The sequence below is a fragment of the Stutzerimonas stutzeri genome, from assembly GCF_038561965.1.
Classification (GTDB): domain Bacteria; phylum Pseudomonadota; class Gammaproteobacteria; order Pseudomonadales; family Pseudomonadaceae; genus Stutzerimonas; species Stutzerimonas stutzeri_AA.
The window spans coordinates 4271118-4291770 of record NZ_CP139348.1 but is presented as its reverse complement, the minus strand read 5'-3'; the positions used below and the strand labels follow the sequence as shown (position 1 = coordinate 4291770).

General features: G+C 63.6%; 23 protein-coding genes. 12 read left to right on the top strand and 11 right to left on the bottom strand.

What is annotated here, in order from left to right; translation table 11 throughout:
• The 8 genes from SM130_RS19895 to SM130_RS19860 all read right to left on the bottom strand — a co-directional run bounded on the left by SM130_RS19895 (position 1) and on the right by SM130_RS19860 (position 6010).
• A complete protein-coding gene (locus SM130_RS19895) occupies positions 1 to 444 on the bottom strand; it encodes a ketosteroid isomerase-related protein (protein ID WP_102826388.1) in 444 nt (147 codons plus the stop codon).
• A 70-nt stretch (positions 445 to 514) separates the two neighbouring features.
• Positions 515 to 1912, bottom strand: coding sequence for an ATP-binding protein (locus SM130_RS19890; RefSeq protein WP_102826387.1), 1398 nt, complete (start codon positions 1910 to 1912; stop codon positions 515 to 517).
• Positions 1909 to 2586, bottom strand: coding sequence for a response regulator (locus tag SM130_RS19885; RefSeq protein ID WP_102826386.1), 678 nt, complete (start codon positions 2584 to 2586; stop codon positions 1909 to 1911). The genes SM130_RS19890 and SM130_RS19885 overlap by 4 nt, the downstream gene beginning before the upstream one ends.
• 70 nt (positions 2587 to 2656) lie before the next feature.
• Positions 2657 to 3262 carry an outer membrane beta-barrel protein gene (locus SM130_RS19880; protein WP_102826385.1) on the bottom strand — a complete coding sequence of 202 codons (606 nt, stop codon included), beginning with the start codon at positions 3260 to 3262 and terminating at the stop codon, positions 2657 to 2659.
• A 135-nt stretch (positions 3263 to 3397) separates the two neighbouring features.
• Positions 3398 to 3796 carry a hypothetical protein gene (locus SM130_RS19875; protein ID WP_102826384.1) on the bottom strand — a complete coding sequence of 133 codons (399 nt, stop codon included), beginning with the start codon at positions 3794 to 3796 and terminating at the stop codon, positions 3398 to 3400.
• A 45-nt stretch (positions 3797 to 3841) separates the two neighbouring features.
• Positions 3842 to 4723 (bottom strand): hypothetical protein, encoded by an 882-nt coding sequence (locus SM130_RS19870; RefSeq protein ID WP_102826383.1) that lies wholly within the window; start codon positions 4721 to 4723, stop codon positions 3842 to 3844.
• Between the two features lie 24 nt (positions 4724 to 4747).
• Positions 4748 to 5233 (bottom strand): curli production assembly protein CsgB, encoded by a 486-nt coding sequence (locus SM130_RS19865; RefSeq protein ID WP_102826382.1) that lies wholly within the window; start codon positions 5231 to 5233, stop codon positions 4748 to 4750.
• A gap of 192 nt (positions 5234 to 5425) precedes the next feature.
• The gene (locus SM130_RS19860; RefSeq protein WP_102826381.1) at positions 5426 to 6010 is read right to left on the bottom strand and encodes a helix-turn-helix transcriptional regulator; all 585 of its coding nucleotides are present in this window, start codon (positions 6008 to 6010) and stop codon (positions 5426 to 5428) included.
• Positions 6011 to 6273: 263 nt separating this feature from the next.
• On the opposite strand from SM130_RS19860, the gene SM130_RS19855 reads away from it, so the two are divergent.
• The 4 genes from SM130_RS19855 (at position 6274) to SM130_RS19840 (ending at position 10048) form a co-directional block, all read left to right on the top strand.
• The gene (locus tag SM130_RS19855) at positions 6274 to 7989 is read left to right on the top strand and encodes an OPT/YSL family transporter (protein ID WP_102826380.1); all 1716 of its coding nucleotides are present in this window, start codon (positions 6274 to 6276) and stop codon (positions 7987 to 7989) included.
• Positions 7990 to 8058: 69 nt separating this feature from the next.
• Complete coding sequence (locus tag SM130_RS19850) at positions 8059 to 9129, top strand: AI-2E family transporter (RefSeq protein ID WP_102826379.1); 1071 nt, start codon at positions 8059 to 8061, stop codon at positions 9127 to 9129.
• A gap of 120 nt (positions 9130 to 9249) precedes the next feature.
• Positions 9250 to 9600, top strand: a complete 351-nt coding sequence (locus SM130_RS19845) for a hypothetical protein (protein ID WP_102826378.1) — start codon at positions 9250 to 9252, stop codon at positions 9598 to 9600.
• 154 nt (positions 9601 to 9754) lie between these two features.
• A complete protein-coding gene (locus SM130_RS19840) occupies positions 9755 to 10048 on the top strand; it encodes a hypothetical protein (protein WP_102826377.1) in 294 nt (97 codons plus the stop codon).
• A gap of 83 nt (positions 10049 to 10131) precedes the next feature.
• On the opposite strand, the gene serA is transcribed toward SM130_RS19840, so the two are convergent.
• Positions 10132 to 11361, bottom strand: coding sequence for a phosphoglycerate dehydrogenase (gene serA, locus SM130_RS19835; RefSeq protein WP_102826515.1), 1230 nt, complete (start codon positions 11359 to 11361; stop codon positions 10132 to 10134).
• A gap of 199 nt (positions 11362 to 11560) precedes the next feature.
• Between serA and SM130_RS19830 the strand changes: the two genes are divergently transcribed.
• From SM130_RS19830 to SM130_RS19815, 4 genes are all read left to right on the top strand, one after another.
• Positions 11561 to 12955 (top strand): FAD-binding oxidoreductase, encoded by a 1395-nt coding sequence (locus tag SM130_RS19830; protein WP_102826376.1) that lies wholly within the window; start codon positions 11561 to 11563, stop codon positions 12953 to 12955.
• 27 nt (positions 12956 to 12982) lie between these two features.
• Entirely contained in the window at positions 12983 to 13648 is a 666-nt protein-coding gene (locus SM130_RS19825) for a fumarylacetoacetate hydrolase family protein (RefSeq protein WP_102826375.1), read from the top strand.
• A 95-nt stretch (positions 13649 to 13743) separates the two neighbouring features.
• Positions 13744 to 14646, top strand: a complete 903-nt coding sequence (locus tag SM130_RS19820) for an SdiA-regulated domain-containing protein (protein WP_102826374.1) — start codon at positions 13744 to 13746, stop codon at positions 14644 to 14646.
• Positions 14647 to 14723: 77 nt separating this feature from the next.
• Complete coding sequence (locus SM130_RS19815) at positions 14724 to 15620, top strand: SdiA-regulated domain-containing protein (protein WP_102826373.1); 897 nt, start codon at positions 14724 to 14726, stop codon at positions 15618 to 15620.
• A 36-nt stretch (positions 15621 to 15656) separates the two neighbouring features.
• On the opposite strand, the gene SM130_RS19810 is transcribed toward SM130_RS19815, so the two are convergent.
• Positions 15657 to 16004, bottom strand: a complete 348-nt coding sequence (locus SM130_RS19810) for a YegP family protein (protein ID WP_102826372.1) — start codon at positions 16002 to 16004, stop codon at positions 15657 to 15659.
• 97 nt (positions 16005 to 16101) lie between these two features.
• Positions 16102 to 16773, bottom strand: a complete 672-nt coding sequence (rpiA, locus tag SM130_RS19805) for a ribose-5-phosphate isomerase RpiA (protein ID WP_102826371.1) — start codon at positions 16771 to 16773, stop codon at positions 16102 to 16104.
• A 164-nt stretch (positions 16774 to 16937) separates the two neighbouring features.
• On the opposite strand from rpiA, the gene ilvA reads away from it, so the two are divergent.
• From ilvA to SM130_RS19785, 4 genes are read left to right on the top strand one after another with little or no spacing between them, the layout of a single operon-like run.
• Complete coding sequence (ilvA, locus tag SM130_RS19800; RefSeq protein WP_256044934.1) at positions 16938 to 18452, top strand: threonine ammonia-lyase, biosynthetic; 1515 nt, start codon at positions 16938 to 16940, stop codon at positions 18450 to 18452.
• A 20-nt stretch (positions 18453 to 18472) separates the two neighbouring features.
• Positions 18473 to 18901 (top strand): DUF2269 family protein, encoded by a 429-nt coding sequence (locus SM130_RS19795; protein ID WP_102826369.1) that lies wholly within the window; start codon positions 18473 to 18475, stop codon positions 18899 to 18901.
• Complete coding sequence (locus SM130_RS19790; protein ID WP_102826368.1) at positions 18901 to 20172, top strand: SDR family oxidoreductase; 1272 nt, start codon at positions 18901 to 18903, stop codon at positions 20170 to 20172. Before SM130_RS19795 ends, SM130_RS19790 begins: the two co-directional genes overlap by 1 nt.
• Positions 20169 to 20636 carry a DUF2269 family protein gene (locus SM130_RS19785; protein ID WP_102826367.1) on the top strand — a complete coding sequence of 156 codons (468 nt, stop codon included), beginning with the start codon at positions 20169 to 20171 and terminating at the stop codon, positions 20634 to 20636. Before SM130_RS19790 ends, SM130_RS19785 begins: the two co-directional genes overlap by 4 nt.
• Positions 20637 to 20653 lie beyond the last annotated feature (17 nt).

Genomic DNA, 20653 nt, shown 5'->3' with positions numbered 1-20653 from the left:
TCAGGGCAGGGCTTTTTCGGCGTAGGGTCGCGTATCCAACCCCAACTGGGCACGGAAGCTCTCCATGTCGAACATCGTGCAGATCTCCTGCACCTGTTGCGTTGGTGTGATGCTCCAGAAGGCCATGGCCGAAATGCTCAGTACCTTGTCGCTCGGGGGGTAGCCGAACGCGGTGTGTTCGATGCTGCCGATCAGCGTGCTCCAGGTGACCACGCGGTTGCCTTCGGCGATGCATTCCTCGACAACCACTTCCAGCTCCGGCATGGCGTGGCGAATCTGCCGAACCATGTCGAGAAACTCGCCGCTGTGGAGCGGCCGTCCGATGAACGAGCTTTTGTAGAGAAAATCCTTGCTGTGCAGGTGCTCGGCCAGCGCCAGGTGCCCGCGATTCCAGGTCAGGTCGATATGCTGGCGGACGAGTTTCTTGCGGTCATCCAGTGACATTGGTGCTCCGGTTCGATGCAGGGGTCGGTGAACTCTAGCAGCGCTTGGTCTGCTGCGAGCTACCGTTCGTTCAGTCGGCGCGCAGGCGGATCTGAAACGCCGCGCCGCCTAGCGCCGACTCGCCGAGGCTGAGCTCGCCGCCGTAGCTATCGAGGATGTCCTTGACCACCGCCAGGCCGATGCCCTGGCCAGGGTGCTGGCCGTCGAGACGTTCGCCGCGGCGGATGATCCGTGCGCGCTGGTCGATCGGCACGCCTGGGCCGTCGTCCTCGACGCCGAGCAGCAGGTCGCCTTCACTGTTGCGGGCACTGATGCGAACCTGCTGCAGGCAAAGGCGATAGGCGTTTTCCAGCAGGTTGCCGAGCAGTTCCATCAACGCACCCTGTTCCATCGGCACCAGACAGGGTTCGGCGAGCTGCATGTCGACCTGCACCTGCTTGTCGCGATAGACCTTGTCCAGCGTGCTGCAGAGGCTGACCAGCAGTGGCCGGAGTTCGACCCGGTGACGCACCAGGCCGCTTTTGCCCAGGCTGGCGCGTTGCAGCTGATAGCCGATCTGCTGGCTCATACGTTCGATCTGCGCCTGCATTACCTGAGCCTGCTCGCGGCTCTGTGCCTGCGCCGCGAGTGTCTCGCCGACACCCTGCAGCACGCTGAGCGGGGTTTTCAGGCTGTGCGCCAGATCGCCCAACGAATTGCGGTACTGCTCGCGCTGCCGCCGTTCGCTGTCCAGCAGGCGGTTCAGCGAGCGGGTCAGACGCAGCAGTTCACGCGGGTGGTCGTCGCTCAGCCGCTCGCGCTGTCCGATTTCGACCTGATCGAGCTCGGCGCTGACTCGCTTGAGCGTGCGAAAGCCCCAGGTCAGGCCGAGCCAGAGCAGCACCAGCAATACCAGCAGGCCAGTGCCCAGCCACAGGTACAGTTGGCGCCGAAACTCCTCGAACAGGCTCAGGTACTCGCTGGTCGGCTGCATGGTGACGAAGCTGAAGGCATTGTCGCGGCTGCCAGCCAGAAGCAGCTCGACGTCATAGGCGAAGTATTCCACCCCGTTGGCATCGCGCACGCGGAGGAATTCGGTGCTGCCACCCTCGTAACGCGGGCGATAGTCGATGCGCTCATCGGCGGCCGAGCGCGAGCGCCAGACCAGCTCGCCGCGGCGGTCGTAGATGAAGCCGAGCAGCTGCGCATCCGGCAGGTCGAATTCCTCGTCCGGCAGACGTTCGGGCATCTGCAATTGCCCGTCCTCGACCTGAGCGGCGGTAATCAGCGTGCTGGCATCGGCGGCCAGGCGTTGTTCGATGACTTTTTCGAAGGTCAGGCTGAAGGCGCCCTGCAAAGCAGGCAGCAGCGCCAGCATGAACAGCGCGGCAAGGCTCGCCGCGCCGAACATCAGGCGCAGGCGCAGCGACATGGCACCGGTCAGTCGATTGCGAACGCGCGCCTGCAGGCGGCGCCAGCGTCGACTCATCGGCAGCGCTCGGTAAACAGGTAGCCGAGGCCGCGCACGGTTTCGATGGGCTTCATTGCGCACTGGGCCTCGAGCTTGCGCCGCAAGCGGCCGACCAGCACTTCGATCACGTTCGGGTCGCGCTCCTCGTCGCCGCTATAGAGCTGTTCCATCAGCCGCTCCTTGGCCACCACCTGCTGCTGGTGGCGCATCAGGTATTCCAGGATGCGGTATTCATAGGCCGTGAGGGCCAGCGGCTCGCCATTGGCCGTGGCCTGCTTGCGATTGAGGTCGAGCACCAGCGGGCCGGCCTCGATGGTGGCCTGAGTGAAGCCGCTGGAGCGGCGCAGCAGCGCATTCAGGCGGGCTTCCAGTTCCTCGAACTGGAACGGCTTGACCACGTAGTCATCGGCACCGGAGGCCAGGCCTTCGACCTTGTCCTGCCAGTTGCCACGGGCGGTGAGGATGAGAATGGGGAAGACCTTGCCGCGGCTGCGAAGCTGGCGGATCAGGTCCAGCCCGCTGATACCCGGCAGGCCGAGATCGATGACGGCAAGGTCGTGATTGAATTCGTGGGTTTGATACAGCGCTTCTTCGGCGTTGGGCACGGCATCGACGATATGCCCGCTTTCACCGAGCCGCGTCTGCAAGTGGTGGCGCAGCAGCGCCTCGTCTTCCACCACCAGCACTTTCATTTTTCTGCTCCCTGGACAAACGGCCGGGCAATGCCCGGCCGTTGTTCAACGTTCTGTCAGCGTAACGCCATCAGAAGTGATAGTTCAGACCCAAATAGGCCTGCTTGCTGCTGTGCACGTCGATCGAGCCCAGCTTGCCGACGCCACGCTCGGACACTTCGGTACCGGCGTTGCTGCGCAGGTAGCGGTAGCCGGCTTCCACCGAGGTGTTGTCGCCGAGCTTCTGCAGGATACCGGCCTGCAGGCCGACCAGGTAGCCGATGTCGCTGTCACGGGTGTAGCCCTTGGACTCGTTTTCCAGCTTGGTCAGACCGGCGCTGGCACCGCCGAACAGGCGGGTGGTGTCGCCCAGCGGGACGAACATGTCGTAGCTGCCGATCAGGTTCTGCTGACGCAGCTTGAGGCTGCTGCCGTAGTCGTCGGAGACGTTTTCGTAGGTCATGTAGTAGCGAGCCTCGTCGGTCATCTGACCGGCGCGCACGCCCCACGTGCCACTGTTTTTGATGGTGTCGTCGAAGCGGTTCTTGCCGTCCATATTCTGCTTCAGCGAGCTGGAGCGATCAGTGTTGACGGTGCTTTTGCCCCAGGTGAAACCAGCAAAGTTCTCAGCGGCGTGAGCGCCGAAGCTGAAGGCGCCGAGGGTAGTGGCGAGGGCCAGAGTGCTAAGTTTTTTCATCGGTGACTCCTTTTCAGGCAGCGGGATACTGACGGCCCCTAGACTGAACGGTTGTCACTGAACCCTTCCTGAACCCCGCCTGAACCTGCGCTGAACGACTGGCCCGTACGGTGCCATTGGTCCGGCTTGGTGCTTTTAGGCTATTTGCTGCGGCTCGTTCTGTTCCTCATCGTCTCCATGCTCGGCGTTGGGGTAGCTGCGCAGGATCGGTGGTTGCTCGGCATCGTCTATCCACCAGTGCAGCTCGGCCTCGACACGGCTGTCTTCAGTGATGCCGAGCCGGTTGCTCAATGGGCATTGCTGCGTAGCGGTGGCCGTGAGCGTGCCGCCCTGGGTGGTCTGGGCATTGCCAGCCTTGCCGCTGGAGCGGACCTTGAGGCGGAAGCGGACCTGCTGGCCGCTGCCCTTGAAGCACAGGGCGAGGGACAGCCGATGGTCCTCGACAGGTTGCAATTCGAGGCTGGCGTGCACCGGAGCGTCAGCTGGCGCGGGGGTGGCTGCGAGCAGCCAGGCGGCGAGGGTCATGGTCAGCATCCGTTCTGTTTCCGTTAAGCCGGTCCGTGGCTGGAGGTGGCTGTGCTATTGCTGGACGATGGTGGCGCTGTTGCCGCTGCCGCTCTGGTGGATCGTCGCGGCACCTGGCAAACGGGTGATCGCCTCCATTGGGAAGCCCTGGCGGATGAACGCTTCGTTGGCGCTGCCCTGCTGGGTGATGGTGGCCTGATGGCCGAAATTGCCCTGTTCGATGCTCGCCAGATTGTCGTTGCCGCTCTGCATCACCGTGGCCTGGTTGGACATATAGCTCTGGGCAATATCGACGCTATTGCCACTGCCGGTCGACGAGCCGGAGATACGGCCACCGAAGCCATTCTGATCGACCGTCAGCCGGTTGCTGTCGCCGCTCTGGGTGAAGCCCAGTTCGTTGTGGTAATCGCTCTGCTGGATGTCCGCTACGTTGTAAGTGCCGGCCTGGGCAAGCGTCATGCGGTTGCCGTCGCCCTGGAAGATGTCGGCCATATTGCCCAGACCGTCCTGGGACACATTCATCCGCGAGCCTTCGTAATAGCCCTGCTGGTCGAAGGTCAGCACGTTGCCATCGCCGCGCTGCTCGACCTGTGCGGTGACGAAGGCGGTCTGGCTGCCAGTGATCTGGTTGCCATTGCCGATGCTGCTGGCGTTCAGCATGCTGGTGCGTCCGGTCTGTTCGATGGTGGCGACGTTGGCGTTACCGATCTGCTGCAGGTTGGCGACCTTGAAGTAGGCCTCGCCAATCTGAGTGATGCTGGCCTCGTTGAGATTACCGACCTGGCTGACGTCGATCGCGCTGGATTCGACGAGGCCGGTCTGTTGCAGTTCGGCCATGTTCTCCGCGCCGCGTTGCTCCAGTTCGATGCTGTTCTCGGCAAAGGCTTGAGTGGTGCCGAGAGCAAGCAGACTAGCCATCACTACGGGCTTGAACATGTGTTTCTCCTTGGTTCTTGGTGGTTAACGACCCTGCACGATGTTGATTTTCTGACCGACGCCGAATTGGGTGACGTCGCTGCGCAGGCCGTTGCCGGTTTGTTCGATGCGTGCGTCGTTATAGGCACCGTATTGGCTGATGCTGGCCTGGTTGTCGCTGCCGGTCTGGAGGATTTCGGCAAAGTTGCCCTGGCCGACCTGTTCGACGATTGCCAAAAGGTTGTCGCCGTGCTGAAGAATGAAAGCTTCCTGATCCGTGCCTTGCTGCAATATCTGCGCGTTCAGGGCTTGGCCGTTCTGGCGCAGTTCGGCCAGGTTGCCGTAACCCGTCTGTTGCAGGTAGGCCGCCTTTGAAGCGGACAGCTGGATCGACGGCTGAGAACCGGAAGCTGCCCCCGGAATGCCGCCTGGTGAAAGGTCGCCGTTATCCATCAGGTCGGCGGCGTGCAGTGGCGAGCCGGCAAACAGGGCAAAGACAAGCGTGAGGCGGGATAGGGCAGAGCGGGTCATTGGTATGTACCGGATGACAGTGGACGCGATTCTTGAACGTGGCGTGCGGCTTTGGGTATCCATCTAGCGGTGTAAAAAGAACAGTGATTTCCGGTTTCTAGGGATTAATGCCAGGCCGGTTGCACGCTTGCTGCGGCGTCCAATGGCGCATCCGGCAGTTCCGCGCTTGCGCGCGGACCGCGGGTTACATCCTCACACGCTGCAGGTCTTGTCCCAGTCGAGATGGCTACGCAGCAGGTAGGCCGCCTCGGCCCGGTTGGATGCGCCGATCTTGCGCAGCAGGTTGTGGATATGACTCTTGATCGTGTGGGGGCTCAGGCACAGCTGCTCGGCGATTTCCGCGTTCGACAGCCCCTTGCCGGCCAGGCTGAGGATCTCCCGCTCGCGTAGCGTCAGGCTGGATTTGGTTTCCGCGAGCTGGCGCATCCGCCGCCATTGGCCCAGCAGGCGCTCGGTCAGCACACGCGGCAGCCAGTCGCCGCCCTGAAGCAGTACCCGGATGCCTTCGAGCAGGTGCTCGCGGGTGGCGTGGCTGTAAAACACCCCGCGAATCACCGGGTGCTTTTCCACCAGCTGCTCGGCCTGCTCGGGGACGATGTTCACCAGCGCCACCGGCGTGTGTTCTTCCAGCTGATCGATCAGGCTGGAAATCTGCTCGGCCTCGGTGTGGCCAGCATCGACCAGAAACAGGTCGGCACCACGATGCTCTGCCGATTCCAGTCCGGCCAGCGAAACCTCGACTTGCGCCTGCTCGCCGAGAAAATGGCGAAAAAACAACCCAAGCAGTTCATTGCCGGTTAATAGCGTGACAGTTGGGGAGGAAGTATCCCGTGTAAGCTCCGCGTCCATGTTCGGTACCTAGTCAGTCGGGCGTGATTGATTAAAAAGTTACTAAACGACCAGCACCTTGCAGCGAAGTTCAGCCTAGCGATGGCTAACGGGCATTATCCGGCCAGCACGTGCGCAACTCTGCCAAGGGGCGAGCGAGCCGCTCGGAAGGACGCGCGTTTTTGCACCGGGCTGGCTGCTAAGGTAATCGAATGATCGCGACCAACTCTGCCGTCTCGCCCCGAGAACTCACTGCGCGTGCTCTGCTTACCGGGCTGCTGCTCGGTGCACTATTAGCGCCGTCCAACGTGTACTCCGGCCTCAAGATCGGCTGGTCGTTCAATATGTCGATCATTGCGCTGTTGATCGGCTTCGCCTTCTGGCAGAGCGTTTCCGTCGCGTTCGGCCGCCCGCGCTGGTCATTGCTGGAAAGCAACATCAACCAGACCACTGCCTCGTCCTGTGCCTCGATCATCTCCGGCGGGCTGGTGGCGCCGATTCCTGCCTATACGCTGCTCACTGGCCAGCAGCTGGACAGCCTGCCGCTGATGGCCTGGGTGTTTTCGGTGAGCTTTCTCGGCATCTGGGTCGCCTGGTACCTGCGTCCCTCGTTGATCGTCGAGTCAGGGCTGCGCTTTCCGGAAGGCATGGCGACCCTGGCGACCTTGCAGCAGATCTACAGCCATGGCGCTGAAGCCGGGCGACGGCTCTGGGTGCTGGGCAGCGCTGCGCTGCTGGCGGCCGCTGCCAAGCTGGTCGACACCTTCGTCTGGGCCTTGCCGCGCTGGGCGCCTTCGTTGCAGCTGGAGCGACTGACCTTCAGCTTCGAACCTTCGCTGTTGCTGCTCGGCTTCGGCGGCATCATCGGGCTGCGTGTCGGTTTGTCGCTATTGCTCGGTGCCGCGCTGGCCTGGGGTGTGCTCGCGCCCTGGCTGCTGGCCGAAGGCTTGGTGCGCTTGCCGGCCGGTGCGCAGGGGCCGCAGTTCGCCGCATTGATCGAGTGGCTGCTGTGGCCCGGCGTGAGCCTGATGGTCTGCGCCACGCTGACCTCGCTGGGCCTGCGCCTGCTGCGTTCGCGCTCGCCATCGGCGCGCCGCCGGCTAAGACTGCGGCGTCCGGATGGCTGGCCGGCGATGGGTTTCGTACTGGCGGTGATCATGGTGCTGGTGCTGCAGGTAAGCCTGTTCGGCATTGATCCCTGGCTGGCATTGTTGTCGATTCCATTGGCGCTGCTGCTGGCGATGGTTGCCGCGCGGGTGGTCGGTGCCACCGGGATTCCGCCAATCGGTGCCATCGGCCAGTTGTCGCAGTTGAGCTTCGGTGTGTTCGCGCCGGGCCAGGTGCCGGTGAACTTGATGAGCGCTAATACCGCCGGCGGTGCAGCGGGACAGTGCACGGATCTGCTCAACGACTTCAAGGTCGGCCACGCCATCGGCGCGGCGCCGGGGCGGCAGGCGGTGGCGCAGTGCTGCGGCATTCTGTTGGGCAGCGTGGTCGGTGTACTGGCCTATCAGCTGTTGATCCCCGACCCGCAGAGCATGCTGATCACGCCCGAGTGGCCGGCACCGGCAGTCGCGACCTGGAAGGCGGTCGCCGAAGCATTGACCGGTGGCCTCGGGGCGCTGGCACCTGATGTGCGTTGGGCGATGCTCGCTGGTGCGCTCAGTGGTGTGCTGCTCGGAACGCTCGAAGGGTTGCTGCCGGAACGTCGCCTGCGCTGGCTGCCGAGCTCCGCGGCGCTCGGGCTGGCGTTCATCATTCCGGCGTCGATCTCGCTGATGATGACTTTCGGTGCGGTGCTCGCCTGGGCCTTCGCGTCACGCTGGCGCAGCCTCGGCGAGCGGTTCGTGATCGTCGCGGCCGCCGGACTGGTCGCCGGTGAAAGCATGGCCGGCGTCGGCGCATCGCTCTGGCAACTGCTGCGCTGATTGGCGCAACGCCTGAATTAAAGCGCCGCGTGGCCTGTCGTAACCCTTGTACTCATGAGGGGGAGAGCCATGTCCATGCCAACGCCGCAGAACGATGCGAAGAAAGTCGCCAATCGCGCCATCGTGCAGGCGGCAGTGCTTGCCGCGGTGGTGCTGCTGAGCATCGTCGCCTGGCTGGCCTTCGATTTCCTGTTGCTGCTGTTCGCCTCGATCCTGTTTGGTGTGTTGATCCATGGTGTAAGCCAGTGGATCAGCGACCACACCTCCATGCCCTACAAGGCGGCCATGCCGCTGTTCTTCGTGGTGATGCTGCTCGCTCTTGGAGGCGGTGGCTGGTTGGTCGCGCCAAACATTGCCGAGCAGGCCGATGCCCTGTCCGATTCTCTACCACAGGCTGTCGAGCAGCTGCGCGAACGTGCCGAGCAGTTGCCTTGGGCCAATGAGTTGCTGCAACAGCGCGAACGCCTTGAGGACTCGTTGCCCGATGGCTCCAGTGCCTTCAGCGTGGTGACCAAGGTGATGGGGTCGGTGGTGGGGGCTCTGAGCAGCTTCGTTATCGCGTTTGCGATCGGTATCTGTCTGGCCATCAACCCGCAGGTCTATGTGAGCGGGCTGTTGAAGCTGATCCCGCTGGGCTACCGACCGCGTGCCGCCGAAGTGCTCGACGAATCCGGCGCAACGTTGCGCGCCTGGTTGCTGGCCAAATTGATGGAAATGCTGCTGATCGGCGTACTGACAACCCTCGGTCTGTGGTTGCTGGGTATCGAACTGGCGCTGGTGCTCGGGCTGATTGCCGGGCTGCTGTCGTTCATTCCCAATATCGGCCCGGTGCTGGCGGTGATCCCGGCCTTGCTGCTGGCGTCGCTGGAGGGTGGACGCACGGTGCTCTATGTCGCCGGCCTCTACCTGTTCGTCCAGGCACTGGAGAGCTATGTGTTCACGCCCTTGATGCAGCAGCGCATCGTTTCGATCCCGCCGGCGCTGACGATTGCCGTTCAGCTGCTGTTCGGGCTTCTCGCCGGCACGCTCGGGCTGCTGCTGGCGACGCCGCTGGCAGCGGTCGGCATGGTGCTGGTGCGCATGCTTTATGTAGAGGATCTGCTCGGTGATCGTTCCGACGCGACCGGCGGTGCGTCTTAGCAGCCGCTCTGGAATGGGCTTCGTAGGGCCTGTCACGTTTTGTAAAGGCTGCCGAGGAAACCCCTGCTGCGTCCTGCTGCCGGAATCTGTGAACCCCCTGAAAATATGCAGGAGAACATCATGACCATGCACAAGATTGCGGCATTTACCCTGGCCGGGCTGATTTCTGGCGCAGCGTTCGCAGCGGGCAATACCGGCACGGGCGCCGATACTGGCAACCGTGACTCGATGGGGCACAGCACCGAGCAGCCGGGGGCCATGGGTGGCACAGGCACGGGTACCGGAACCGGCACTGGCACCGGAATGGACGCGACTTCCGATACTGGCAAGATGCCGGATGAGACAAACCGCCCGGCGACCACTACCGGTAGCGATCGCGGCACTGGCGTCGATGCCGGTGGCGATGGCGCAACCGGTGAGCAGGGCACTACCGGCACCGGCGGCGAAGGCGGTGCGCGCGGCGCCTACTAATCGGCACGGCGACCAGCAACGGCCCGGCAGGCAGCGCTTGTCGGGCCGTTCTGCGTTTTTGCCGACAACCGCTCGGCTGCTCGTTGCACGGCAGCGGAAACCTTTGTCGGCACGCGCGTGCCGAAAGCGGACCAACCCTGATCGGAGGTGCACGATGAGCATGCTGCGCTTGAGCATTTTGCTGGCTTCGCTGGCTGGCGCCTCGGTCGCCATGGCAGACGGCACCGGGCCTACCCAACCGGACAAGCCCCGCCAGCATCCGCTGGACAATAGCGAGCCGCGCGGCGAGTCGGGCGAGCGGCCGCAGGATGGGGATCGGATCGAGGCACCGGTGCTGCAGCCGCGTCAGGCGCCGATCGAGACCGATGTGCCGCCAACGCCCGAACCGAGTGATGAGCAGCCGGGTGCTGATGTCGATGCGGCGGGTAACCGCGCATTGCGCAGCTAGCGGAAGGCGCTTGGTCGGGACAGCCGCGCCAACGAAAAAGGGAGGCCGAAGCCTCCCTTTTTCAGTACTGCCGGGTCAACGCATCAGAACAGCACGCGGCTGCGGATGGTGCCGTTGACGTGCTGCAGCTTCTCCAGCGCCAGGTCGGAGTATTCCTTGTCGACGTCGATCACCACATAGCCGACCTTGTCGTTGGTCTGCAGGAACTGGCCGCAGATGTTGATGCCGTTGTCGGCGAACACCTTGTTGATCTCGCTCATCACGCCCGGGATGTTGCGGTGGATGTGCAGCAGACGGTGCTTGCCCGGGTGCGATGGCAGCGCGACTTCCGGGAAGTTGACCGAGGACACCGAGGTGCCGTTGTCGCTGTACTTGACCAGCTTCTCGGCGACTTCCAGGCCGATGTTGGCCTGCGCTTCGGCAGTCGAGCCACCGATGTGCGGGGTCAGAATCACGCGATCCAGGCCACGCAGCGGGCTTTCGAATTCCTCGTCGTTGGACTTCGGCTCGACCGGGAACACGTCGATGGCAGCGCCAATCAGGTGCTCGTCCTTGATCGCCTCGGCCAGGTGGTCCAGCTCGACCACGGTACCGCGCGCGGCGTTGATCAGGATGGCGCCTTTCTTCATGGCGCGGATTTCTTTCTCGCCAATCATCCACTGGGTGGACGGCAGCTCAGGTACGTGCAGGGAAACGATGTCGCACATGCCGAGCAGCTCGTACAGCGAGCCGATCTGGTTGGCGTTGCCCAGCGGCAGCTTGGTCACTACGTCGTAGAAATAGACCTGCATGCCCAGCGCTTCGGCCAGCACGGAGAGCTGGGTGCCGATGGAGCCGTAGCCGATGATGCCGAGCTTCTTGCCGCGGATTTCGAACGAGTTGGCCGCCGACTTGATCCAGCCGCCGCGGTGGCAGGAGGCGTTCTTCTCCGGAATGCCGCGTAGCAGCAGAATGGCTTCGGCCAGCACCAATTCAGCCACCGAACGGGTGTTGGAGTAGGGCGCGTTGAACACCGCGATGCCGCGTTCGCGGGCAGCGTTCAGGTCGACCTGGTTGGTACCGATGCAGAAACAGCCGACGGCGATCAGCTTCTTGGCGGCCTCGAAGACTTCCTCGGTGAGCTGGGTGCGCGAGCGGATGCCGATGAAATGGGCGTCGGCGATCTTCTCCTTCAGCTCCTCGGTGGACAGCGCGCCCTTGAGGTACTCGATGTTGGTGTAGCCGGCCGCCTTGAGGGTGTCGACGGCGTTCTGGTGCACGCCTTCGAGAAGAAGAAACTTGATCTTGCTCTTGTCGAGAGAGGTCTGGCTCATCTGCATTAAAACCTTAAGGCCGAAGGATAGGACTGAAGTGTCCAGCGAAGGCTGGCCGACCCGTCATTAGCGGTGTCGGGAGTCTGCCGAGGCACGTGTCAAAGGGGTGCGTATGCTAGCATACGAGCCCCGCGAAACACCCCCACCCCTGTGCTGAAGCGTGCTCAGGGTGACCATGAATCGTATGAGAGTTCCCGTGATGACCGACCCCGCCCTGATCGATGAGCTGAAAACCCTGGTCGAGCCCGGCAAAGTGCTGACCGACGCCGATTCGCTGAATGCCTACGGCAAGGATTGGACCAAGCATTTCGCTCCGGCACCCTCGGCCATTGTCTTTCCCAAAAGCATCGAGCAGGTGCAGGCTATCGTGCGCTGGGCCAACGAGCGCAAGGTTGCGCTAGTGCCCTCGGGCGGTCGCACCGGGCTCTCCGCCGCCGCGGTGGCCGCCAATGGCGAGGTGGTGGTGTCGTTCGACTACATGAACCAGATTCTCCAATTCAACGAGATGGATCGCACCGCCGTCTGCCAGCCGGGCGTGGTCACCGCGCAGCTGCAGCAGTTCGCCGAGGACAAGGGTCTGTACTACCCGGTGGACTTCGCCTCGGCTGGCTCCAGCCAGATCGGCGGCAACATCGGCACCAACGCTGGCGGCATCAAGGTGATCCGCTACGGCATGACCCGCAACTGGGTGGCGGGCCTGAAGGTGGTGACCGGCAAGGGCGACCTGCTCGAGCTGAACAAGGACCTGATCAAGAACGCCACCGGCTATGACCTGCGCCAGCTGTTCATCGGCGCCGAAGGCACGCTGGGCTTCGTCGTCGAGGCGACCATGCGCCTGGAGAGGCAGCCGACCAACCTCACCGCGCTGGTGCTGGGTACACCGGATTTCGACTCGATCATGCCGGTGCTGCACGCCTTCCAGGACAAGCTGGATCTGACTGCCTTCGAGTTCTTCTCGGACAAGGCACTGGCCAAGGTCCTGGGCCGCGGTGACGTGCCGGCACCGTTCGAAACCGACTGCCCGTTCTATGCGCTGCTCGAATTCGAAGCGACTACCGATGAGCGCGCCGACCAGGCGCTGGCCACCTTCGAGCATTGCGTCGAACAGGGCTGGGTGCTCGATGGCGTCATGAGTCAGAGCGAGCAGCAGCTGCAGAATCTGTGGAAGCTGCGCGAGTACATCTCCGAGACCATCAGCCACTGGACGCCGTACAAGAACGACATCTCCGTCACCGTCGCCAAGGTGCCGGCGTTCCTCAAGGAAATCGACGCCATCGTCGGCGAGCACTACCCGGACTTCGAGATCGTCTGGTTCGGTCACATCGGTGACGGCAACCTGCACCTGAACATCCTCAAGCCCGATGCGATGGACAAGGACGAGTTCTTCGGCAAGTGCGCCACGGTCAACAAGTGGGTGTTCGAAACCGTGCAGAAGTACAACGGCTCGATCTCCGCCGAGCATGGCGTCGGCATGACCAAGCGCGACTACCTCGAATACAGCCGTTCGCCAGCGGAAATCGAGTACATGAAGGCAGTCAAAGCGGTGTTCGATCCCAACGGGATCATGAACCCCGGCAAGATTTTCGCGGCCTGACGGCCCACGGATTACCAGGAGTCTTCGATGAGTTACCAGCACCACTACACCGATGGCACGCCGATCCACTACCCGCTGGGCAAGGTGGTGTGCATCGGCCGTAACTATGCCGAGCACGCCAAGGAGCTGAACAACCCGGTGCCGACCGAGCCGCTGTTGTTCATCAAGGCCGGCAGCTGCAGCGTGCCGCTGGATGATGGCTTCAGCATCCCGGCCGATCGCGGCGCCGTACACTACGAAGCGGAAATCGCCGTGCTGATTGGCAAGCCGCTGTCGCGCAAGCCGAACGAGGAAGAGGTACGCGACGCGATCTCCGGCTTCGCTCCCGCGCTGGACCTGACCCTGCGCGACGTGCAGGCCAGGCTCAAGGAAAAGGGCCATCCTTGGGAAATCGCCAAGAGCTTCGACGGTGCCTGCGTGCTTGCGCCGTTCGTGCCGGGTGATGCGGTTGAGGATCTCGGCGACATCGGCATTCGCCTGTCAATCAACGGTGAAGTCCGCCAGGACGGCAACAGCAGCCAGATGCTCAATGCCATCCTGCCGCTGCTACAGCACATCGCCGGGCACTTCAGCCTGCAGCCGGGCGATGTGGTGCTGACCGGCACCCCGGCCGGCGTTGGCCCGCTCAATCAGGGCGACCAGTTGGTGCTGGAGCTGGTCGGTCTGTCGCGTTTCGAAAGCCGCGTGCTCTGACCTTGGCGCGGCGGGACAAGCCCGCCGCGTTTGCCGCTTTTTTGCAATCCGCTCTCGTGATGTAATCCGGCACCTTCCGCTGGAACACCTTCTTCATGCCCGTCCGTTATTCCCGTTGGCGCCTGATTGCCGCCGCCGTCCTGTTGCTGCTGTTCGTAGCCCTGCTCGTCACCGGGCGCCTGCTGCATTGGGACGATCAGCTGCGGCTTTATTGGGGCGAACGTTCGGTCAGCGCCGAACAGCGCACCGCCGGCATCTGGCTGCCGGATTACGAACTGGTCCTTGAAACGACGTTGGCCGGTCTGGAGAACGATGAAACCTCGGGGCTGACCTGGAACCCGCTGACCGGCACGCTGTTCACCGTGACCGGCAAGCATCCGCAACTGGTTGAGTTCACCCCCGCCGGCGTCGTTCTGCGGCGTGTCACGCTCACCGGCTTTTCCGATCCGGAAGCGGTGGAAGCGCTTGGCGACGGCCGCCTGGCAATCGTCGATGAGCGTCGTCATCTGGTTGCGGTGTTCTTCCTCGAGCCGGGCGTCGAGAGGCTCGATCTGGACGACCTGTCCAGTTACGACCTGGGCTTTTCCGATGCCGGCAACAAGGGCTTCGAGGGCCTGGCCTGGAACCCGCATACGCAACGCCTGCTGCTGGCCAAGGAACGCGATCCGCAGGGTCTTTTCGAGCTGCCATTTCCCGGTGAAGACGGCGCCGTTGGCACGCTCCAAGCGCTGCCCAACCAGCCCTTGCTGGTACGTGATCTGTCCTCGGTAACGATCGATCCACGCAGTGGTCATACGCTGCTGCTGTCGGACGAGTCGCGTTTGCTGGTGGAGCTGGACCTGCAGGGCCAGCCGCGCAGTTTCATCGCGCTGTTTGGCGGTTTGCACGGCCTGGTGCAGGGCATCGAGCAGGCCGAGGGCGTCGCGATGGATGGCGAGGGCAACATCTATGTGGTCGGTGAACCCAACCGTTTCTATGTCTTCAGCCGCAAGCGCTGAGGTTCGACGCGTCGTTAAGCTTGATGTAAGCCGAGCCGAGCACAATCGCGTTTTCCAATTAGAAGAAAGTGGGCGTTATGCGTGCGTTGAAATTCATCCTGGCGGCGCTGGTCGGCGTGGCGTTGCTGCTGGCAATTGCCGCCGGCGTTCATTACCGCCTGTTCGAGCGTGGCTGGTTCCATCTTAATCAGTGGCATCAGGGTGAACTGGGCAGGGACGCCTCGTTGTGGCTGCCCGATTACCAGGTGACGATTCAGGGCAAGGTGGTCAGCGGGGTAGATGACGATCTCTCGGCACTGACCTTCGATCCGGACCGCAACAGCCTGATCGCCGTCACCAATGGCAAGCCGCACTGGCTGGAGCTCAGTCTGGAAGGCGAGCTGCTGCGCGCGATCCCGTTGCTGGGTTTCGGTGACCCGGAGGCCATCGAATACATTTCAGAAGGCGTCTACGTGATCAGCGACGAGCGCCGACAGCGCCTGCTGCGCGTCGAGGTCAATGAGCAAACTACGGTCATCGACTCGGCGCAGGCCCAGCAGCTGTCGCTGGGCATCGACCTCAATGGCAACAAGGGCTTCGAAGGGCTGGCCTACGATACGGCAGGCAAGCGCCTGTTCGTTGCCAAGGAGCGCGACCCGGTGCGCATCTACGAAATCTCCGGATTTCCCTTCGCCGAGCCGACGCCGTCGGTGCATATCAATGAACACGATGCCCGCCTATTCGTGCGCGACCTCTCCAGCCTGCAGTTCGACGAGCAGACCGGGCATCTGCTGGCGCTGTCCGACGAGTCGCGGTTGGTGGTGGAACTGGATAACAAGGGGCAACCGCTGAGCAGCCTGTCGCTGAGTGCCGGCAGGCATGGATTGCACAGCAATGTGCCGCAGGCGGAAGGGATGGCGATGGGGCCGGACGGCACGCTCTATCTGGTCAGCGAGCCGAACCTCTTCTACGTATTCCGCAAGCAGGCCAGGTGATCGGGTACCGCTGCGACCACCCGGCTGGGTAGCCGCTCAGGCAACCGGTGCGGCACTTTCATCTTGCAGGGCGGCATTCGGAGCGTGACGGCGAACCGAATCGCAACCCTGTTCGGCGCTGTGCAGGCTGGCATACATCTGGCTCTGGCCGATGACCTGAGCGTTACTCGCTTTGAGCACGAAGTAGAACTTGCCGTTGCTGGATTCCTTGACCTCGAAGGCATGCTCGCGCACGGCATTCTTGCGTACCGAGTCGATGCCGTTGAGCGCTGAGGCGTGGGCCTTGTACTGCTCGCTGGACAGCACGACCTGGCCGTTGCTGGCCAGCAGATTGAAATGGAACTGACCATTGCTGGCGCGCTTCAACTGGAACTTGCCGGACATGGCAACACCTCCTGTGATGAGCTGCGCCGGATCGACACAGCTCATCACAGCGTAGTCGCCAACTGGGCGATGCGCCGTTGCGCTTCGCCCTGGCGTATCAGCGCTTGAGCGTCTGTACCCCGTCCGTTGTGCCGAGCAGCAGCAGGTCGGCCGGGCGCATGGCGAACAGGCCGTTGGTGACCACGCCAACGATATCGTTGATCTTGCCTTCCAGCTCCGGGGCGAAGCCGATCATCAGGTTGTGCACGTCGAGGATGACGTTGCCGTTGTCGGTCACCACGCCGTCACGGTAGACCGGATCGCCGCCGAGCTTGACCAGTTCGCGCGCGACATGACTGCGCGCCATCGGAATCACTTCCACCGGCAGCGGGAAGGCGCCCAGCTGTTCGACCAGCTTGCTGCCATCGGCAATGCAGATGAAGGTTTTGGCCACTGCGGCGACGATCTTCTCGCGGGTCAGCGCTGCGCCACCGCCCTTGATCAGCTCGAGGTGCTTGTTGGCTTCGTCGGCGCCGTCGACATAGAACTCCAGTTCGCTGACCGAGTTCAGGTCGTAGACCGGAATGCCATGTTGCTTCAGGCGCTCGGCGGTGGCTTCGGAGCTGGCCACGGCGCCATCGAAGAAGCCCTTGTGCTTGGCCAGCAGGTCGATGAAGAAGTTGGCAGTGGAGCCGGTGCCCACGCCGACGATGCTGCGATCGCTGAGGTGCGGGACGATGTGGTCGACGGCGGCCTGAGCGACGGCCTGCTTGAGCTGATCCTGGGTCATGGGGAAATCCGGGCGGGAAAGACGAGGCGCGGATTATAGCCTTCAGCCGGCGGCGGGTCTTGTGCGCTGCCGTCGCCGAGGGCGTCGCGGATTGCCGGTGGTCGCCGGGGGCGGTGCAGGGGTAGACTCGTCGTTCCCCCGCACTGCCCGCCAAGACAGCCAGAATGCTCGAACATTACGTCAAGAAGATCCTCACCTCCCGCGTCTACGACGTCGCCATCGAAACTCCGCTGCAGCCTGCTCGCCAGCTTTCCGAGCGCATTGGCAACCAGATTCTGCTCAAGCGCGAGGATCTGCAGCCGGTGTTCTCCTTCAAGGTTCGCGGTGCCTACAACAAGCTGGCGCAGCTCTCGCCCGAGGAACTGGCGTGCGGTGTGGTCACGGCATCGGCTGGCAATCATGCCCAGGGCGTTGCGCTGGCGGCCAAGCAGCTGGGCATCAAGGCGACCATCGTCATGCCGCGCACCACACCCGAATTGAAGGTGCAGGGCGTGCGCGCTCGCGGCGGCAAGGTTGTGCTGCACGGCGACGCTTTTCCCGAAGCGCTGGCCTATTCGCTGAAGCTGGTGGAAGAGAAGGGCTACGTCTATATCCATCCCTATGACGACCCCGATGTGATCGCCGGTCAGGGCACCGTGGCGATGGAGATCCTCCGTCAGCACCAGGGGCCGATCGACGCGATCTTCGTCCCGGTGGGCGGCGGCGGCCTGGCGGCCGGAATCGCCGCCTACGTGAAATACCTCTACCCGCAGACCAAGGTGATTGGCGTCGAGCCGGATGACTCCAACTGCCTGCAGGCCGCCATGGCCGCGGGCGAGCGCGTGGTGCTGCCGCAGGTCGGGCTGTTTGCCGACGGGGTGGCAGTGGCGCAGATCGGTCAGCACACCTTCGAGATCTGCCGGCACTATGTCGATGAGGTCATCACCGTCAGCACTGACGAGATCTGCGCGGCGATCAAGGACATCTACGACGACACCCGCTCGATCACCGAACCGGCCGGTGCGTTGTCCGTCGCGGGAATCAAGAAGTACGTCGAGCGCGAAGGCATCAGCGGCCAGGTGCTGGTCGGTATCGACTCGGGCGCCAACGTCAACTTCGACCGCTTGCGCCACGTCGCCGAGCGCGCCGAGCTGGGCGAGAAACGTGAGGCGATCATCGCCGTCACCATCCCTGAGCAGCCGGGCAGCTTCAAGGCCTTCTGCGAGGCGATCGGCAAACGCCAGATCACCGAATTCAACTATCGCTACAACACCGACCGCGAGGCGCACATCTTCGTCGGCGTGCAAACGCATCCGGAAAACGACCCGCGCGCCGCGCTGGTACAAGGGCTGCGCGACAAGGGCTTCCCGGTACTCGACCTGACCGACAACGAATTGGCCAAGCTGCACACGCGGCACATGGTCGGTGGCCATGCGGCCGGGGTCAGCAACGAGATGGTGCTGCGCTTCGAGTTTCCCGAGCGGCCCGGTGCGTTGTTCAACTTCCTCAACAAGCTTGGCGGGCGCTGGAACATCTCGATGTTCCACTACCGCAACCACGGCGCCGCCGATGGCCGGGTGGTCGTGGGCCTGCAGGTGCCGGCGGACGAGCGCCATCTGGTACCGGCGGCGCTGGACAATATCGGCTACCGCTACTGGGACGAAAGCGAGAATCCGGCCTACAAGCTGTTTCTCGGCTGAACAGACATAAAGGACTGCGAATGGAACATTATCTGAGCCTACGAATCGTGCATGGCGCCACTGCAGTGCTGTTGCTGCTGGGCGTAATCGTGCACCTGATCATGCTGTGGAAAGCCGGACGCGGCGGCGATGAGGCCGTGCTGCAACGCAAACTGCAGCGCACCCGGCGGCTGTCGCTGCCGCTGCTCGCCGTGATCGGTCTGTCGCTGCCGGTGACCGGTTGGTGGCTGACGCATCTGGCCGGCTGGCCGCTGGGCCAACTCTGGCTGCTGGCCAGTTCCGTACTGTTCCTCGTGCTGATTCCACTGGTGCTTCTGCTGGCTGGCCGTCTCAGTGCCTGGCAGGCGCCGGGCAATGCCACCGCTGCGCGTAATGCCGGTATCTACGCTGTACTGGTGCTGGTCGTACTGATCGCAATCACTGCCCTGATGGGCGCCAAGCCGGCCTGATGCGCGTCCTGCTAGCAGGCGCCAGCGGTTTTATCGGCCGCCACCTGCTGCGCAGCCTGCTTGCCGACGGCCACGAGGTCGTCGCCACTTCCCGTTCGGGTATCGGGCCACAGTTGCCCGGCGTTCGCTGGCTCGCGCTCGATCTGGAGCGCCTGGCCCTGGAGTCGGACAGCTTCGTCTGGCCTGCCGACATCGATCTGCTGATCAACGCCACCGGTCTGCTCGACAGCGATGCCGGGCGGCTGGCCAGGGCGCAAGACCTGGGCGCGCGGCGCCTGTTCGACCTGGCCGCTGCCGGCAATGCCCGCATCCTGCAATTTTCCGCGCTCGGAGCTGGCGAGCAAGCCGATGTGCCTTTCCTTGCCAGCAAGGCCGCTGCCGATGAGTACCTGCTCGGTCTCGGTGTCTCCGCCGTCGTCCTGCGTCCCTCGCTGGTCCTGGGGGCGGGAGGAGCCAGCAGCGCCTGGCTGATGCGGCTTTCGCCCTGGCCGCTGATTCCGTTGCTCGATACCCGTGCGCGGGCGCAGCCGCTGCATATCGATGACCTGGTCGCCGCGGTACTCGCATTGCTGCGCCGATGGCCGACCCATCCCACCGTGCTGCCGCTGGTGGGGCCGGAGGCGATGAGTGTGCCGCAGCTGCTCGACCTGCTGCGCCAGGCACAGGGCTGGAGTCCGGCACGCTACCTGGCGCTGCCGCGAATGCTGCTGCGACCCTTGGCTGGTCTGGGCGACCGCCTGGGTTGGCGCGCATTGAACAGGCAGACCGTGCAGCTGGCGGCACGCGACAATCTCGCGGCCGCCGAACCGCTTGCGGCCGCTTGTGGCTACCGCGCAGCGCCGTTGCATAGTCGACTCGACGGCTGGCCCCGGCGCGCCGACAGCGTGGCGGCGACGATGCGTACACTGATGCTGCTGGCGCTGACGATCATCTGGTTGGGAACGGCCGTGGTCTGTCTGGGTCCAGGTCGCGACTGGGGGCTGGAGATCATGGCGCAGCTGGGCGTGCACGGCGCCATGGCCTCGGCCTCGATCGTCGGCGGGGCGCTGCTCGATGCGCTGCTCGGGCTCGGCCTGCTGTGGCGCCGCTGGCGGCGCATAGCCCTGCTTGCGCAAATTGGTCTGATGCTCGGCTATATGGTCATCATCAGCCTGTGGTTACCGCACTACTGGTTCGACCCGTTCGCTGCGGTGGGCAAGAATCTGGTACTGCTGGTCGCCACGCTCTGGCTCTGGCTGACCGAACCCTCACTGGACAAAGGCGCGCGATGAGTCTGTACCTGCTGCTCAAGACACTGCATATCCTCTCGGCAACCATCCTGTTCGGCACCGGGCTGGGCTCGGCCTACTACAGCTGGCGTGCCTGGCGCAGCGGCCGGGTAGAGGTCATCGCGGTGACGTTCCGCCATCTGGTGTTCGCCGACTGGGCATTCACTGCCACCACCGCCGTACTCCAGCCGTTGACCGGCCTGGCTTTGGTGCATCTGGCCGGCTTCGAACTCAGCCAGCCCTGGCTGCTGTGGAGCATCGGCCTCTACGTGCTGGCGGGCGCCTGCTGGCTGCCAGTGGTGTGGCTGCAGATCCGCGTGCACAAGCTGGCCGAGCAGGCACTGCGCGACGGCACGCCACTGCCGCCGGAGACCTTCCGCTACATGCGTTGGTGGTTCGCCCTGGGCTGGCCGGCGTTCATCGCGTTCGTGGCGATCTTCTACCTGATGGTCAGCAAGGGCGCCTAGTCGGCGCCGCTGCCGAG